General features: G+C 47.1%; 17 protein-coding genes. 4 read left to right on the top strand and 13 right to left on the bottom strand.

The features are described from left to right. Window positions 1-275: 275 nt before the first annotated feature. From EBB_RS00125 to EBB_RS00140, 4 genes are all read right to left on the bottom strand, one after another. Entirely contained in the window at window positions 276-551 is a 276-nt protein-coding gene (locus EBB_RS00125) for a hypothetical protein (protein ID WP_192393625.1), read from the bottom strand. Continuing rightward, complete coding sequence (locus EBB_RS26600; protein ID WP_192391929.1) at window positions 500-769, bottom strand: helix-turn-helix domain-containing protein; 270 nt, start codon at window positions 767-769, stop codon at window positions 500-502. Before EBB_RS26600 ends, EBB_RS00125 begins: the two co-directional genes overlap by 52 nt. A gap of 146 nt (window positions 770-915) precedes the next feature. After that, window positions 916-1797 carry a DNA/RNA non-specific endonuclease gene (locus tag EBB_RS00135; protein ID WP_192391930.1) on the bottom strand — a complete coding sequence of 294 codons (882 nt, stop codon included), beginning with the start codon at window positions 1795-1797 and terminating at the stop codon, window positions 916-918. Window positions 1798-1821: 24 nt separating this feature from the next. Further along, window positions 1822-2073, bottom strand: coding sequence for a DUF6794 domain-containing protein (locus EBB_RS00140; RefSeq protein ID WP_192391931.1), 252 nt, complete (start codon window positions 2071-2073; stop codon window positions 1822-1824). A gap of 201 nt (window positions 2074-2274) precedes the next feature. On the opposite strand from EBB_RS00140, the gene yfbR reads away from it, so the two are divergent. Then, complete coding sequence (gene yfbR / locus EBB_RS00145) at window positions 2275-2877, top strand: 5'-deoxynucleotidase (protein WP_192391932.1); 603 nt, start codon at window positions 2275-2277, stop codon at window positions 2875-2877. Window positions 2878-2893: 16 nt separating this feature from the next. After that, window positions 2894-5092: an SF1B family DNA helicase RecD2 gene (gene recD2 / locus EBB_RS00150; RefSeq protein WP_192391933.1), complete on the top strand. Its 2199-nt coding sequence runs from the start codon at window positions 2894-2896 to the stop codon at window positions 5090-5092. A 180-nt stretch (window positions 5093-5272) separates the two neighbouring features. On the opposite strand, the gene EBB_RS00155 is transcribed toward recD2, so the two are convergent. The 8 genes from EBB_RS00155 to lexA form a co-directional block, all read right to left on the bottom strand. After that, complete coding sequence (locus tag EBB_RS00155) at window positions 5273-5722, bottom strand: DUF4231 domain-containing protein (RefSeq protein WP_192391934.1); 450 nt, start codon at window positions 5720-5722, stop codon at window positions 5273-5275. Between the two features lie 49 nt (window positions 5723-5771). Further along, the gene (locus EBB_RS00160) at window positions 5772-6767 is read right to left on the bottom strand and encodes a GTP pyrophosphokinase (RefSeq protein WP_192391935.1); all 996 of its coding nucleotides are present in this window, start codon (window positions 6765-6767) and stop codon (window positions 5772-5774) included. Next, window positions 6767-7867 (bottom strand): nucleoid-associated protein, encoded by a 1101-nt coding sequence (locus tag EBB_RS00165; protein ID WP_223146782.1) that lies wholly within the window; start codon window positions 7865-7867, stop codon window positions 6767-6769. The genes EBB_RS00160 and EBB_RS00165 overlap by 1 nt, the downstream gene beginning before the upstream one ends. A 424-nt stretch (window positions 7868-8291) precedes the next feature. Next, the gene (locus tag EBB_RS00170) at window positions 8292-8600 is read right to left on the bottom strand and encodes a hypothetical protein (protein WP_192391936.1); all 309 of its coding nucleotides are present in this window, start codon (window positions 8598-8600) and stop codon (window positions 8292-8294) included. A gap of 108 nt (window positions 8601-8708) precedes the next feature. Further along, window positions 8709-9374 carry an SOS response-associated peptidase gene (locus tag EBB_RS00175; protein WP_192391937.1) on the bottom strand — a complete coding sequence of 222 codons (666 nt, stop codon included), beginning with the start codon at window positions 9372-9374 and terminating at the stop codon, window positions 8709-8711. A 21-nt stretch (window positions 9375-9395) separates the two neighbouring features. Continuing rightward, window positions 9396-9632 carry a TIGR02450 family Trp-rich protein gene (locus EBB_RS00180; RefSeq protein ID WP_192391938.1) on the bottom strand — a complete coding sequence of 79 codons (237 nt, stop codon included), beginning with the start codon at window positions 9630-9632 and terminating at the stop codon, window positions 9396-9398. Beyond that, window positions 9625-11031 carry a 3'-5' exonuclease family protein gene (locus EBB_RS00185; protein ID WP_192391939.1) on the bottom strand — a complete coding sequence of 469 codons (1407 nt, stop codon included), beginning with the start codon at window positions 11029-11031 and terminating at the stop codon, window positions 9625-9627. Before EBB_RS00185 ends, EBB_RS00180 begins: the two co-directional genes overlap by 8 nt. A gap of 9 nt (window positions 11032-11040) precedes the next feature. Continuing rightward, on the bottom strand, window positions 11041-11667 hold the full coding sequence (lexA, locus tag EBB_RS00190; protein WP_192391940.1) for a transcriptional repressor LexA: 627 nt from the start codon (window positions 11665-11667) through the stop codon (window positions 11041-11043). Between the two features lie 105 nt (window positions 11668-11772). On the opposite strand from lexA, the gene EBB_RS00195 reads away from it, so the two are divergent. Together EBB_RS00195 and EBB_RS00200 are read left to right on the top strand one after the other, a co-directional pair. Further along, window positions 11773-12258 (top strand): LexA family protein, encoded by a 486-nt coding sequence (locus EBB_RS00195; RefSeq protein ID WP_192391941.1) that lies wholly within the window; start codon window positions 11773-11775, stop codon window positions 12256-12258. Between the two features lie 2 nt (window positions 12259-12260). Beyond that, window positions 12261-13550 (top strand): Y-family DNA polymerase, encoded by a 1290-nt coding sequence (locus tag EBB_RS00200; protein ID WP_192391942.1) that lies wholly within the window; start codon window positions 12261-12263, stop codon window positions 13548-13550. A 9-nt stretch (window positions 13551-13559) separates the two neighbouring features. On the opposite strand, the gene EBB_RS00205 is transcribed toward EBB_RS00200, so the two are convergent. Next, a complete protein-coding gene (locus EBB_RS00205; protein WP_192391943.1) occupies window positions 13560-14699 on the bottom strand; it encodes a ubiquitin-activating E1 family protein in 1140 nt (379 codons plus the stop codon). Window positions 14700-14756 lie beyond the last annotated feature (57 nt).

The raw sequence follows: 14756 nt of genomic DNA on the forward strand, positions 1-14756 counted from the left end.
CTAAGGATACGGGGCAGGCAATGGTTCACCTAAAAGCCGCACTTTGTCATCAATATCAACGGCAACACAACGATTTGCTTGGATCGCCTCGGCTAAAGTGGATTCGTCCTGGCACAAGTAAACATTCTGTTCACAGGCTGAACAATAGCGAACGTCCTGATTATCCGTTTGAGTCAACTTGTCCCATTTTTTATCGCATTGTTTGCCAAAAATGCAGTTTCTGATCACGCCCACTTGGAATTCCTTGAAGCAAAAAGTTAGATAGGTCGGCCCATTTAGCCTGTACAGGTTTTTAGCTTGACTGAAAAATCCGCAATGCCGAGTTTGAATAACTGTTTGGCTGCCGCGTCCAAGGTTTTAAATTCCTTGGTTTCACGTTTCGTCGTTTCCAGTGGTTGTCCGTTGATGACCACCATGTAACCTTGTGCCATTACGGCGTAATGAACTTGGACTTGCTTCACCGCATTGGCATCAAGCAAAACCTTCACCTCGCGCTCAATCATACGCCTCCCTTGATCTTCGGTTCGCTGGGCTGCATGGGTTGTTCCCACGATTCAAATAAATCTTGTTGGTCGACTAATACCAGTAGATCCCCCGGCTTTACCTGCAAATAGCGACACAACTTGGCAAGCACCTCGCGATCAAAGCTTTTTACCTGATCGTAGTAATAGCGATCTACCGTCGCCCGAGCAATACCTGTTGCGTGACATACGTCGGCGACTTTAAGGCGTTTGGATCCAAGGATCGTTGATAGTCGACAGGTGATCATATGTCATATTGAGTGAATAATTAATCGAAGTCGATGAATTTTTATAATGATAAAGCGAAGGAAAACTCATGGCAAGGATTTGCATATGAATGGCATTTTACTGGGTGCTCATGACTAGTAGCCTAGCGGGTCACTCCAGGTCAGGATTAACTTTTGTTGCAGCCGTATGGAATTAACCAGCTGGTGGCTGGCTTGTCATGTTTTGCATAATCCGCAACTGGAAATTGTTCTCCAGTAAGTTTTTCCAGTTCGTCAATCGATACCAGAAAGTGATCCAGTTTGCGTTTCGTGGCCTCAGTGGAATTGGGCACTACCCAGGCAATTGCCCGCTCATCTGCGCCAGTGCCCCGTACGATCACTTTGTAAAAGTAGTCGGGGGTGCGTACGCCATGACTGGAAGTAAAAATATCGTTGCTGGTATCCTGACCCCAGATAACGCCACCAAGGACTAAGAGAGCATCAATATCTCGGTAACACTCGATGATTTCCTCCGTAAGCAACCAGGCACCTCGATTCATCTGCGAGGTTTGAGGCAAGATGTTCGCCATATAGTTCGATTGATGGATCGCATTGACCGAGTCATCAAGATGATTTGCGGGCACTTGGTGACCACGATCATAGCCATTGCCGTAGGCATGGCTACTGAACTGTTGGCACGCTGCTGGTGCACCTGGCCCCAACTCAAACTGATCGTAGCGCTTTACATTGCCATTGTCTCGCTGGGCGGTATAGCGAAATCGGATAACGGCTCGTTCTTTGCAATCAATCCAAAGGGTGAATCCTTCGTAATCAAGCTTAAGAAGCTCGTTCGACTCCATGCTGGCTTGCACTTGAGCAGGTGGCTGAGCTGTTTGATTGGGTGGCACGACCGGTTCCACTTTTGCCTTGATGCGATCTTCATGGCAGTGGTATTCACTCGTCTTTCGATGGGTATGGCAACCTTCGGTATTAACCTTACCGGGGTGAGCATGCGCACCGTTCCAGCATAGAACGATAAAAAATCCAAAGGTAAGGCGTAACGCAAGCAATCTGTTTATCCGTAAAGTGGTTGTTTACTGTAGCCGTTGCCACAGAGCATGAATAATGAAACGTGCAGCGTCATCAGGACGGGACGTGGCACATTCAAATAGTATTGGATTATCAGGGTTATGAAGGTCGTAGGCATTTCGAATCGCCAGTCCAAGCCCGACGTGCAGGTCTATCAGGTTGTTCGGATCCATTGCGGCTATTGTCAGCTGGTCTTTCTCTTCCAGAACCAGTAACAACCCAGCGACAGCTTGCGCCACTGTAGCGGGTGAATCCAAAACGTCACGGTGTAGTGATGACCAATTATTGCCCAATTTGATAAGCCTTTAAGTAGAGCAGCAGGTTAGATGAACTAACCCTATATATTAAACAATGTTATCTACAGAATTTGGGGATAACGATTCAGCGGCAGTAAGATTAAGGCTATTGCGTTGCAGTGTTTTAATCTACTTTGAACAAACCTAGGATTTCTGAACCCCATGTCACCGTCGATTAGTTCGAATTTTTATGCATACCTTTCGCGCTTGAGATGGATTAAACGCTGGGGACTAAAACGCAACGCCTATGAAGAAAATGTCATGGAGCACAGCTGGGAAGTGGCTGTCATTGCCCATACCTTGGCGCTCATCAAAAACCGGTACTTTGAAGGTGAAGTTGATGCCAATGCCGTGGCAACCGCAGCCCTTTACCATGACATCACTGAAGTCATTACCGGTGATATGCCCACGCCCATCAAATACCATTCATCAGCAATTCTCGGTGCCTACAAGAAAATCGAGCAGCAAGCGGAACAAGAGTTATTGAATCTACTGCCTGAAGCATTACAAGCCGATTTCCGGGCTTTGATCGATCACCAGCAAATGTCTGAAGCTCATCAGAAAATCATCAAAGCGGCCGACAAGATATCCGCCTACCTGAAATGCCAGGCCGAATTGAAAGCCGGCAATGCTGAATTTGAAATAGCTGCCGAACAACTCGAACGGGATATTGAAGCAATGGATCAGCCTGAGGTCAGATTTTTTATGCTGTCCTTCGCGCCCAACTGCGGACTGACGCTCGATGACTTGATGAAAAAACGCTAGAGATAGCTTACTGAGCATGGATTTCCAACCCAGCCCGTCACATTCTGCCGACAACCCCGTTGAAACACTACACGGTTCGATTGAGCGCGTAACGTTCCATAGCGAGGCCTCGGGATTTTGCGTGTTGCGGGTCAAGGTCAAGGGTTATCGGGAATTGATTACCGTGATCGGTTCGGCCGCCAGTGTCACTGCGGGTGAATATATCGAATGCCTGGGTTGCTGGGTCAATGATCGCCAACATGGCCAGCAATTCAAAACCATTTCATTAAAAATCGTGCCGCCGACCACTTTGGATGGCATCGAAAAATACCTGGGATCCGGCATGGTCAAAGGCATCGGTCCCCATTTTGCCAAGAAGCTGGTCAAAGCCTTCGGTGAACGGGTGTTCGATGTGATTGAGCAAACACCCGAGCGTCTGTTGGAATTACCAGGAATTGGTAAGAAACGCCAGGAACGAGTGACCGGCGCCTGGGCAGAACAGAAAGTGATTCGGAATATCATGGTCTTTCTGCAATCGCACGGTGTCGGCACTTCGCGATCGGTGCGAATTTACAAAACCTACGGTGATCAGGCCATAGAGAAAGTGCGCGAAAATCCTTATCGCCTGGCACTGGACATTCACGGTATCGGCTTTAAAACCGCCGATACTCTGGCGCAGAAGCTGGGCATCGGCCCGCAATCCCTGCTGCGAGCGCAAGCGGGTGTCCGACATGTTTTGCAGGAATGGTCTGGCGAAGGCCACTGCGCTGCTATTCGTAGCAATCTGTGCGAAATGGCGGCGAAACTACTGGAAATTCCAATGCCGATCATCGACCAAGCGATCGCGGCGGAATTAACCGAGGGCAATTTGATCGCCGAAATCGATGGCAGCGACGAATTCATTTTCCTGACGCCTTTGCATCGCGCTGAAATAGGCTGTGCCGCCCACCTGAATCGATTAAATCAAGGCGATGCACCCTGGGGTGTGATTGATGCCGATAAAGCCATACCCTGGGTGGAAGAGCAAACCGGCATGAGCTTGTCGCAGTCGCAAGCGGCCGCCGTTCGATTGGTACTCCAGCATAAAGTCTCGGTGATCACTGGCGGTCCCGGTGTCGGTAAAACCACGCTGGTCAACAGTCTGCTCAAGATTCTCAAAGCCAAACGGGTGCGAATCGGTTTGTGCGCGCCGACAGGGCGAGCGGCAAAACGCTTAACTGAATCGACTGGTATGGAAGCAAAAACGGTGCATCGACTACTGGAGTTCGATCCGACGCAGTTCGCATTTAAGCATAATGACGAGAACCCGCTAGACCTCGATTGCTTGGTGATTGATGAGTCGTCGATGATGGACGTGGTATTGATGAATCAGCTGTTAAAGGCCATACCGACCGAGGCCGCGGTTTTAATTGTCGGTGATGTTGATCAATTACCCTCGGTCGGACCCGGATCTGTGCTGGCTGACATCATCGAATCCGGGCAAATTGCCACCGTACGTCTGACCGAAATTTTCCGCCAGGCCAGTACTTCCAAAATCATCACTAATGCTCACCGGATTAACCACGGGCAAATGCCGACGGTGGATAAGACTGAAGCTCTTAGCGATTTTTATTGCCTGTACGCCGAAACACCTGAGGAGATTTTCGCTAAATTGATGCAAGTCGTCCTCGAACGGATTCCGCAGCGCTTCCACTTTCATCCGGTCAACGACGTGCAAATTCTGACGCCCATGAATCGTGGCGGCCTGGGAGCGCGATCGCTGAACGTCGAATTGCAAGCACGCTTAAACGGACACAGCGAACCGAAGATTACCCGTTTCGGTAATACCTATGCGCCGGGTGATAAGGTCATTCAGCGGATCAACAACTACGATAAGGAAGTCTTCAATGGCGACATTGGCGTGATCAAAGCCATCGATCTTGAGGACAGCCAGGTCAAGATCTTATTCGACGATAGGGAGATCGACTACGAATTCAGCGATCTGGACGAAATTACGCTGGCTTATGCCACCAGTGTGCACAAATCGCAAGGCTCGGAATATCCGGTGGTTGTCATTCCATTGGCCATGCAGCATTTTATGCTGCTGGAACGCAATCTGCTGTATACCGGCGTCACGCGAGGCAAACAATTGGTCGTGGTGATTGCCCAGCCCAAAGCGCTGGCGATGGCTGTCAAGAATCAGCAATCGCAGCGCAGGATCACTCATTTGGCGGCTAGGTTGAACGAAAATACGTGACTATTGTTACGCTGTACTTGTCGAGATCGGCCACTCGCTGTCGGTCAACTTGTATTTTCGAACGGCTGCTTCCAGAAAATTATGCTCGTTCAACTTTGAGTCATGGCAAATGATGATGATCTAACGAACAGCACCAATCGCGAACGTTGCGGCGCACGTTGTTAACCGCATCCTACCGGGCTAAGCAGGGTCTTTTCTGAAGCTTGTCCATTCTAAGTTCGTTTCAGCTAGTATGGATTGAAGTTTGTTGAATATTTTTATCAGTTGCTCTTCGGTTATTTCTGAACTCTTTGACAAAAAGTCTAGCTCTGCTTTTAATGCATATAGTTGAACAGTTGTTTGTGTGTATCTTATCCACAATGCTCTGTAATTAAAAAATAATTCAATAGTATTTATCGCCGTTATTATTGAAGAGAAAATTAATGCAATATTCTTTATTAGGTCGCCATAAATACTATCTACTTGCAATCCAAGGGCAATAGTTGTCATCGCACCAAGTAGAATTACAAATATTTTAATATGTGTAGCCTTTCTTTTATTCTCTTGTCTTCGCATCCTAAAGCTTGAAATTTGAGAGTCAATAGAATTATATAAATATTCAATTCTATCCTGATTAGCTTGATTCTGCACGCCCAGGCCTCATTTTATTTGTATCTTTTAAGCAAGATAGTTATAGATATTATGTATGAGTAGGCTTGCAATCAAGATCGCTAAAAATAATATCCAACTCCCTCCAATATCCTGGTAATGGCCAGCATTTATGCACTTTATCGGGCCCAGCCTTATCTATTAACCAATAAATAAAAACAGAAACCGGCTGAGCAAAGAAAGGATAGGATGAAGCCCTACTTTCTATTTTTTTTGGTATATACTTCTTTGTTTCAAGAAACTCGCTTATTTTATCAGAAATACCGTATTCCACATATCCTCTAAACTCATCTAAAACAGCATAGTTTGTCTTGATATCCAATTTAATTAAATTTTGACCAATTTTTTCCGTATATATAGCCGTCAAATCAGACAAAAAATCATTTCTTGGCTTATTAGTATCATACAGCAACTGCATTGTGCTACAAAACAAATCATCCGTTGTTTCCATTAAAGCCATGCTCTTAGCTACTTGACGCTCCGCTTTTGCAGGAACGGGTCCTACTGGCTTATAAAGGCTGTCATGGACTAACTCAGCATAGGCATGTTGCAGTAATGTACGAATTTGCACTTCACAACACATATCCTTGGTAATTACAAAGCCGTCTATATTCAAATCAGCGACAGGTCTAACTTCAAAGTGCTGTGACTGGTAATCGAATAGTTTAGGGTTTTTGTCGATCTCGTCTTGATAGTCTTTAGATGCTACCGCGATCCAAGCTTCTTCTGAACTAATAATATTGCCGATCATCTCAATGTTATCCGATAATAAGACTACAAAACGAACTCCAACAATATCAGTGACCTGCCTGACCGGATCGTCATATTGCTTCCGACCAATCTTCCCTAATGCCGAATCAATATCTTTTATTCTAGGTAAAGGTGGAATCTTAATAAAAAGAGGCGTAGGCTCATAACCTAGGCTAACCCTCAGCTTTCCTACTATTTGATCAATAACATATTCCCCCCACCGCAGAAAAATTTCGCGGCTTTCCTCAAGATATTTTTTGAAATCATCGGGAGTCATCACTGCTGACCCTGGAACCGACCTTTAATCTTAACTACAGTAACGCCTTGTTCATCGGTTGGTTCAATATTAAGAAATTTACCTACATTTTCTGGTGGCGTGGAAATCCATATATCGTTGTTGAATAAATATTTGCGTCTTCTCTTTAGTTTGGCGTGAATATAATCAGTGTCTTTACTTATTGCATTTTGTGGAAAACCTTTAAGTTGCATGAAGCCATCATAGGATTTGCGATCTTCATCTTTAAAATGCTTCTTCCCAAATTCAGCGGTACTTATGATTGCTTCCTGGCTTCTCAGTTCAGCACGTAGAGCCTCATGATGTTCAAGTTTTTCTTCATCTGAAACTCTTAATGTGTTAATGAAAGTACGTGTATACTCAAAAAAATCTTGAGTTAGTTTCTTCGATGACTTCTGAATATCCATTCCTAAAAAACTGCTGTAAAAGTATGCAGCAGCAGGTCGAGTTTCAGTAGCAGTCATCAAATGATCAAACAAGAAAGCCCTATAATTTCCTGCCTGATAGCCATCTAAATCAGGTGGATTGCTAATAATTTCTGTTAGCAAGCCAATCTTATAGAATCGTTGGGCATCGGTTAGGAGTAGCTCTGAAATGTATTCCATACCCACATAATCATCCTGTTCATCTGCCTTAAAGCCATCTTGTGGTTCAGCTTTAATTGTCGCCACAAAAGGAGTTGAATCATTACCAACTCGCCCTGCAATAATAGCCAATAGTCCGCCCGGTGCTGTTGTACCAGACAATGCTTTATTAAACCCATTAGCTAAGTCTTTCGATAATGCGATAAATCCAGAGTCATCAGAATGAAGCATAGTTGCAGCAGTTTGAAAAAAACTACCGGTGTTTACCTCATTAATCGACATTTCGATCCCATGAGATTTATTACCAAGCGCTTTGGTAACCCGCATCTGCAAAGCATCCGATGCATCCTGCTCAAGTCTGATTAGTTTGTTACTAGTTCTAGGAATTACTAATTGTTTATCGGATGTGCGAGGAAAAATGCGGTGAATAATAATCCGCTCAATCATCAATCCTTCAAACTTGAATTGAGTAATTGGTTGTATTGCAGGTACAGACATAAACCTCTCCTTGGGAAACACCAAATTTTTGATGAGATCAATTTAATAACAATAGACAGATTGCTAATAACAATGCTGCCAAAAAAAACCGTAAGCTCGGATGCGGTGAGGTACAAACCGCATCATTCGCGTTATTCTCTAGCCGTTAACTTCGATAAATCGATGTCAACACCCCAATTTTCAGGATACACACCCTGTTTCACATGACCATGAAAACTTGAATAGCCCGCTCCGGTTAGCAATAACGTAATCGGAGAAATGTTAGCTTCGAAATATGCGATTACAGATTACGCAAGCTAATCGCACCTAAATTTTGAAGGACAGCTTATTTGCCATTTGCTGTCATTGCAATTTCAATTTTCTTTGACGGCAATGGGTCGGTAGCGTCGAACAGATCATTAACAACAATTTCACCAAACCAGCGTCATTTTTTTAGTGTTTGCCGTTTTTGAAGTAATGCGTCTCGCTGTTCTGCCCAAAAAATGCTGGCGTCATGCTCCGATATATTTCCATCTACTGCCAATTGGCAAAGCCCAATGAAATAGGCATTGAGTTTGATGATTCCTTCGTCTTTGGGGTATTGACTCAAAAGGTTTTTATGTTTTTTTCGAGCATCGTCATTGCAAAACTCATTGGGGAGTGGTGCGAAATCGATATTGTCACCGCCTCCAATCGCTGCTGTGGCGGATTCGGCCAGGATTATTAGCAAACAGAAAATTACCCATTTCGTCACGGACCACTCCTCGGATCAAATTGTCAGTTCATTCTGTATTGAAACGATAGCAGCATAGTCTCTGTTAAAGCAAAATCTGTCATATCTTGAAAAGTGGCTCATTTTTTTCTACTTCACTTTTGGCTCAATACATCGAATATCGTCGTGTCTAGGATTATTCACCCAATCGTCGACCGGCGTTGTAATCATATTGGCGTAAGCTGAATTTTCAAGTAAGTCATAGGCGCCATCTGTATTAGAGGTTATGTTGAGCCAGTCGTGATAACACCCTGCCGGCATGATCACTGGCATGCGCTCATGAATGGGTTGGATTAGCTTATTAGCTGCCGTGGTAATGATCGTGCAGGAATACAGCGTTTCGGCTTCGTGTTGCCACTGTTCCCATAAACCGGCAAAGACGAATAACTGATTGTCCTGACGATGAATATGAAGAGCCTGCTTGCCCGAATTCAATTTCTGCCATTCATAAAAACCTTGTGCGACGATCAGGCAGCGCCGTTTTTGAAATGCAGCCCGGAAGGATGGTTTTTCGCGAATCGTTTCGGCACGCGCATTGATCAGGTGATGGCTGTTTTTGGTGTCTTTGGACCAGGACGGCACCAAGCCCCAGAATAAATTGACTGCTTTCAGCGATTTGTCCTCCAACTCGACAATGCAGAGGATTTTTCGCGCGGGTGTGATGTTGTAGCTAGGCTGGTATTTTGGCCGGCGCGACAGTTGAAAATGCTCTGCTATCTCTTCAGGTGAGGCTGTTAGCTGAAATCGTCCGCACATGCTTTTCTGATCCGAATTGGTTTACTGCCAACCTTGTAACCATTGCTCGGTATCCGTCAGATCTCGCCACGGAAGGATAAAACTGCGGCGTGAATAAACCGCTTCCAGCTCGATGTGTTCGATAGGCGCATCCGGCAATTCAGGCTTGATCAACTGGGTGACCAGAAAATGCTTTTCCTTGTTTTTGGGCAGTGCGGCAGTCCATTTGCTCAACAGCAATTTGTTCGGATTCAGGCGGCGAGTAGTTGAATCAGGCATCGGAATGTCTCCTGCGGATGGATTCACGGGGTGGCTTCGAGCGTAAATGCACGACCTGAGTTTTCTTTAACGCTTTAACCAACGTCATATAAGTATCTCGGTCAAACGCTGGCCTGCCTTGCTCCAGCAGTTCCTGGATGTCTTCATCACTGTGCGCCGTGCCGAGATAACACCAGTGATCGATCACGTGCAAATCGTCTTCCTCTCGAATACCAATGGCGCCCGGGTAAGGCCAACTGCTCAGTTTGAGTTTGCTCATGGCGGTCAGTAAGCGCGTGGCATGTTCCAAGCCGGATTCCTTGCCGACACAGGCACCACGACAGCGTTTGAGTTGGTGTGCAAAGCATGGTTTGCCATTACCGACTTTTTCAAGGCCCAGCACACCCAGACAAAGCTGATGTTGTTCAGCCAAACTGCGAAGTGCTTTTTCGGCATCCCGTTTATTACCGTACAAGCCATACAAATTATCCTGCGAACCGAAATCCAGATCGTTGGCCCAAGTCAGACGCGGCAACAACTGATCCTGTTTTTGCTCCAGTTGCCAGGCACACAGCGAATTTTTACGCCGCAGCCGTTGGTTATGCACCGGTGTCATTTGTTTGATCAGATTGGCTTCGGTTAATAGCGCACCCAGTTCACCGCCGGTTTCGATCCAATCGATGCGCTTGGTTTGCTGGGACAGGCTCATTTCCTTGGCGTGGCGATGGTCGGCGGCAAAGTGGGATAGCACCCGCTGGCGGATATTGACGCTTTTACCAATGTACAGCGGCAAGTCGTTTTCGCCATAGAACAGATAGACGCCAGGGCCTTCCGGCAATTCATGGACGAGATTCGGATCCAGTTGTGACGGCAGGCTGGAGCGCTGCACTAGGTTTTTTACCGTAGATTCGATGGTATCGGCATAAAACTGCTGGTTCGCATGCTGCCAAAACTGATGAATCAGTTGGGCATCGGCTAAAGCACGGTGGCGTTCCTTGGCTGTCAGTTGATGGCGTTCGATCAGGCTATCGAGATTGTGCCGGTGATACTGTGGATACAGTGCCCGCGACAACTTCACGGTGCACAGTACTTGCGGTTTAAACATTAGGCCAACTCGTTTGAATTCATTTTTTAGGAATCCATAATCGAATCTGGCGTTATGGGCAATGAACAGTCGGCCTTGCAATAAGGCATCCACGTCCTTGGCTACCTGTTCAAAGGTGGGTGCTTTTTCTACCATGGCGTTGCTGATACCGGTCATCTGTTCGATGAATAACGGAATGCGCATTTGCGGATAAACCAGTTGGCTCCATTCCCGCACGCCATCGTCATCCACCAGGACAATGCCGATCTCGGTAATACGGTCTTTCGTGGCAGAACCGCCGGTGGTTTCCAGGTCGACAAAGGCTAAGGGTTGCATAGTGGAGTCCTAACGGTAACTGCGCATCTGGCCCACCAGTACGCCTTGAATGCTGACTTGCGATGGATGGAAGCGCATGGCTTCCATGCTGGAATTAGCGGGAATCAATAACACCTCATCCGCTGTCTGCTCAATGACTTTCAAGGTAGCCTCCTGATTGTCGATCAACGCGACCACAATTTCCCCATTGCGGGCGTGACTACGTTGTTCGATGACAACCCAATCGCCATCCAGTATGCCGGCTTCGATCATGGAATCCCCCTTAACTTTAAGCACATAACAGGCCTGTTCGGTACGAAGTTGATCGGGGACATTAATCCATTCGGTATGCTCAATGGCCTCGATCGGTTTGCCGGCGGCAATGCTGCCCACTAAGGGCAAAGCGTGAGGCAGATGTTGACCAGATTCACGCAATCCGAAGGCCTTTTCCGTCAACCGAACCCCTCGATGTTTGAGCCCCATGGTTTCGACAAAACCGGCGTTGATCAATCCGCTCAAAGTCAAATGTAACGAGCCCCGTGATTTCAAGCCGAGTGCCTGACACAGTTCATTCAACGACGGTGGCCGTGGAAACTGCGCCTGGTTGTCCAGCAAGAAATCTAAAATGGCCTGTTGTTTTCGGGTTAAGGCGCTCATGCGGCAAAAAAATACGGTTCAACTAGATTGAGAACAATCATAGAACGTTTGCGTTTTAGATGGTAGTCTTATGTCATCAATAGTTTGTAATTCACCGTGATGCCCATGACCGAATCATTGCCATTTTCGATCCTCAAACCCTCACAACCGTTACCCCAAATCCGTGACGGATTAGATTGGTTTCATCTTGCCAAACCGGAAAAAAAACGACGACTGCCGCTGTTCATCAGCAAAGTAGCCGCGGGTTTTCCATCACCGGCTGATGATTATGTGGAAAAGACCCTGGATTTAGAGGAATTGCTGATTCAAAAACCGGCGGCGACTTTTTTTGTGCGCGCCCAAGGCGATTCCATGCTCGGCGCCGGCATCCATCCCAATGACATTCTGGTGGTCGACCGTTCCAAGGAGCCGATGCCCGATAAGATCGTGATCTGCGCGCTCAACGGAGAATTGACGGTGAAGCGTCTGATGGTTACTGACGGTCAATGGTGTTTGAAAGCCGAGAACCCGGCGTATCCGGATATTCCCTTGACCGAGGATCTGGAAACTGTGTTTTGGGGGACGGTGACCAATGTCATCCACCCTGTCTGATCATGACGGAACAAGCGCGCATCTGTCTTGTCGACTGTAACAATTTTTACGTGAGTTGTGAGCGGGTGTTCCGGCCGGACCTCAATGATAAACCGGTCATGGTGCTCAGCAATAACGACGGTTGTGTAGTGGCGCGTAGCCAGCAGGTTAAAGATTTAGGCATCAAAATGGGTGTACCTTTATTCCAGGTGCAGCATTTGGTCAATCAGCACCGGATCCAGTTGTTTTCGTCGAACTATACCTTGTACGCGGACATGTCGGCGCGGGTGATGAGTTTGCTGGAAGAATTTACGCCGCGCATGGAAGTGTATTCGATTGATGAAGCGTTTTTGGATTTAACCGGCGTGTATCCTTGTTACCAAGATCCCATGGCCTATGGCCAACGTATCCGCAAGACGATTGCTCGGCAAACCGGCATTCCGGTCTGTGTCGGAATGGGACCGACCAAGACCCTGGCTAAGCTAGCCAACTTTGCCGCCAAGAAATGGAAACAAACCGGCGGTGTCCTCGACATTACCGACCCCATCCGTCGGGAAAAGCTGATGAGAATCGTCCCCGTCGATGAAGTCTGGGGGATTGGCCGGCAAACCACGAAGCGCCTTAATCAGTTGGGTATTCAAACGGTTTGGGACCTAGCCAACCAGTCGCCTAAAACCATCCAGGCGCAATTCAGCGTCGTGGTCGCCCGTACGGTCATGGAGTTGAACGGTACGGCCTGCCTCGATTTGGAAGACGTCGCAGCGGACAAACAACAAATCGTCTGTTCACGGTCGTTCAGTCGCAAACTGACAGAACTGGAGGAGTTAAGTCGAGCCTTGTCGGCATACTGTACCCGAGCTGCGGAAAAACTACGCCGACAACAGTCAGTGACTGGTTGCGTCAGTGTGTTTATTCGCACTAATCCGTTTGCCGTTCAAGATCCTCAGTACCAGCGATCGGCAACCGTTAAGTTGGATGCGGCCACCCAGGATACCCGCACGATTATTCGCGTCGCACTCTCGAGCTTAAAAGCCATCTACAAACCCGGCTTTGGCTATCAAAAATGCGGTGTCCAACTGAGCGCAATTCGCCCTACCGCATCGCCCTCGCAGTTCGATCTCTTCGACTTGAGCTGCGAGGGTACGCCGCCCGATAACGCCATCCTCATGCAAACCCTGGACACCATCAATCGACGATTCCCCAAAGCGGTCACGATCGCGTCATCGGGCTTCGATAACAGTTGGAAACCCAAAGCCGAACGCATTTCACAACGCTACACCACCGATTGGCGAGAATTGGTCATCGTTCGCTAACTGCATGACTCAGCATATAAAGAACGTTTGAGGCTCCTCTGGTTCCAATTGCCTAGACATCGATTCACAATAGTGTTGGAAACTCCCCGTGAATTCGATGGCAGGAAGAAGATTGTTGTCAATCATGTGAGGAATATTGAGATCGATCAGAAGTTCGTTGATGTCTTCGAATTCTGTCTTAGCGTCATCGGTTGTCAAGAGCGGCCAAACGTAAACGGTTGACAGTGCTTTATCATCATCAAAAAAAGCCGCCCGTATTTCCGTGGGTATGCCATCGACGCCGTGTTTACTGAGCAGGACTTTTGACACGGGATAATCTTGGTCTTTCATAATTACCTTGTAGAAGATATCAAGCCCATTGAGTAAATGGATCCCGCGCGAGGCGGCAATACTGAGCGGATTGGGTTTTTCAACAGCCCAGACAGGGTGCCCGGTTTGTTCATCCATCTCGTCTTCAAAGGCTACTGACCATTCTTCGGCAAATCCGCCAAAGGCATCCGATTTGGGCTGTTCACAAAAAAGGGGGGTTAATGCCTGATCGCTAATCACCACACCCACTAGGAATCGCAAAATGAGGTCGCCCTCCGGACTCTCAGAGGGCTTCATAACAAAAGAACGGCGTGATTCCGATATTGAAATTTCGCCTTCGGCTTGCTCGATCAATTGCTGGTTGATCTGGCGAATTTGGCTAGGTAACCAGTTGATGTCTTCAAGGGTGAATAATTCGTCGTGAATGGCGAGGGCTTGTCTATCGTTGATCAGCCTATGGCTTTGAAGCAATAGTCTAATGCGTTCGGGGTCTTCAATACGCTTAGGTAAAGCCTTTCCATGATGGGGCTCGATGACCATCGGAATGGCGAATACGATCGCCTCTGCATTCGGCATAGACGGCAATCTCACCCGAATGCGTTCGGCGAGCGAAACAATGCGCTCATTTAATATCGAAAATACGTGCAAACCTTCCGATTGTCGTAAAGCGCTTACCAAAATATCGTCCTGGCCATTTGCAATACAGGACTCAATAAACGCTCGCAAAAGTGAATCGAGCTCAGGCGACGTTGGGTTCAGGGCGACTGTCTTAGCGGTTAACGTAATGAATTCAACCAAAGGATCCGACGTAGCGGTGTCGTTAATAGAACGGTTTAACATGATAATGCTCCTGGGTTGTGTTGAAGTTGAGCAGTAAAACAAGTTTTGGATTTGGCC

Source organism: Methylomonas fluvii (genome assembly GCF_014850975.1).
GTDB lineage: Bacteria > Pseudomonadota > Gammaproteobacteria > Methylococcales > Methylomonadaceae > Methylomonas > Methylomonas fluvii.

Coding starts and splice junctions, on each gene's coding strand:
- EBB_RS26600 (WP_192391929.1), bottom strand. CDS start 769: ATGATCACCTGTCGACTATCAACGATCCTTGGATCCAAACGCCTTAAA.
- yfbR (WP_192391932.1), top strand. CDS start 2,275: ATGTCACCGTCGATTAGTTCGAATTTTTATGCATACCTTTCGCGCTTG.
- recD2 (WP_192391933.1), top strand. CDS start 2,894: ATGGATTTCCAACCCAGCCCGTCACATTCTGCCGACAACCCCGTTGAA.
- EBB_RS00160 (WP_192391935.1), bottom strand. CDS start 6,767: ATGACTCCCGATGATTTCAAAAAATATCTTGAGGAAAGCCGCGAAATT.
- EBB_RS00165 (WP_223146782.1), bottom strand. CDS start 7,867: ATGTCTGTACCTGCAATACAACCAATTACTCAATTCAAGTTTGAAGGA.
- EBB_RS00175 (WP_192391937.1), bottom strand. CDS start 9,374: ATGTGCGGACGATTTCAGCTAACAGCCTCACCTGAAGAGATAGCAGAG.
- EBB_RS00180 (WP_192391938.1), bottom strand. CDS start 9,632: ATGCCTGATTCAACTACTCGCCGCCTGAATCCGAACAAATTGCTGTTG.
- EBB_RS00185 (WP_192391939.1), bottom strand. CDS start 11,031: ATGCAACCCTTAGCCTTTGTCGACCTGGAAACCACCGGCGGTTCTGCC.
- lexA (WP_192391940.1), bottom strand. CDS start 11,667: ATGAGCGCCTTAACCCGAAAACAACAGGCCATTTTAGATTTCTTGCTG.
- EBB_RS00195 (WP_192391941.1), top strand. CDS start 11,773: ATGACCGAATCATTGCCATTTTCGATCCTCAAACCCTCACAACCGTTA.
- EBB_RS00200 (WP_192391942.1), top strand. CDS start 12,261: ATGACGGAACAAGCGCGCATCTGTCTTGTCGACTGTAACAATTTTTAC.
- EBB_RS00205 (WP_192391943.1), bottom strand. CDS start 14,699: ATGTTAAACCGTTCTATTAACGACACCGCTACGTCGGATCCTTTGGTT.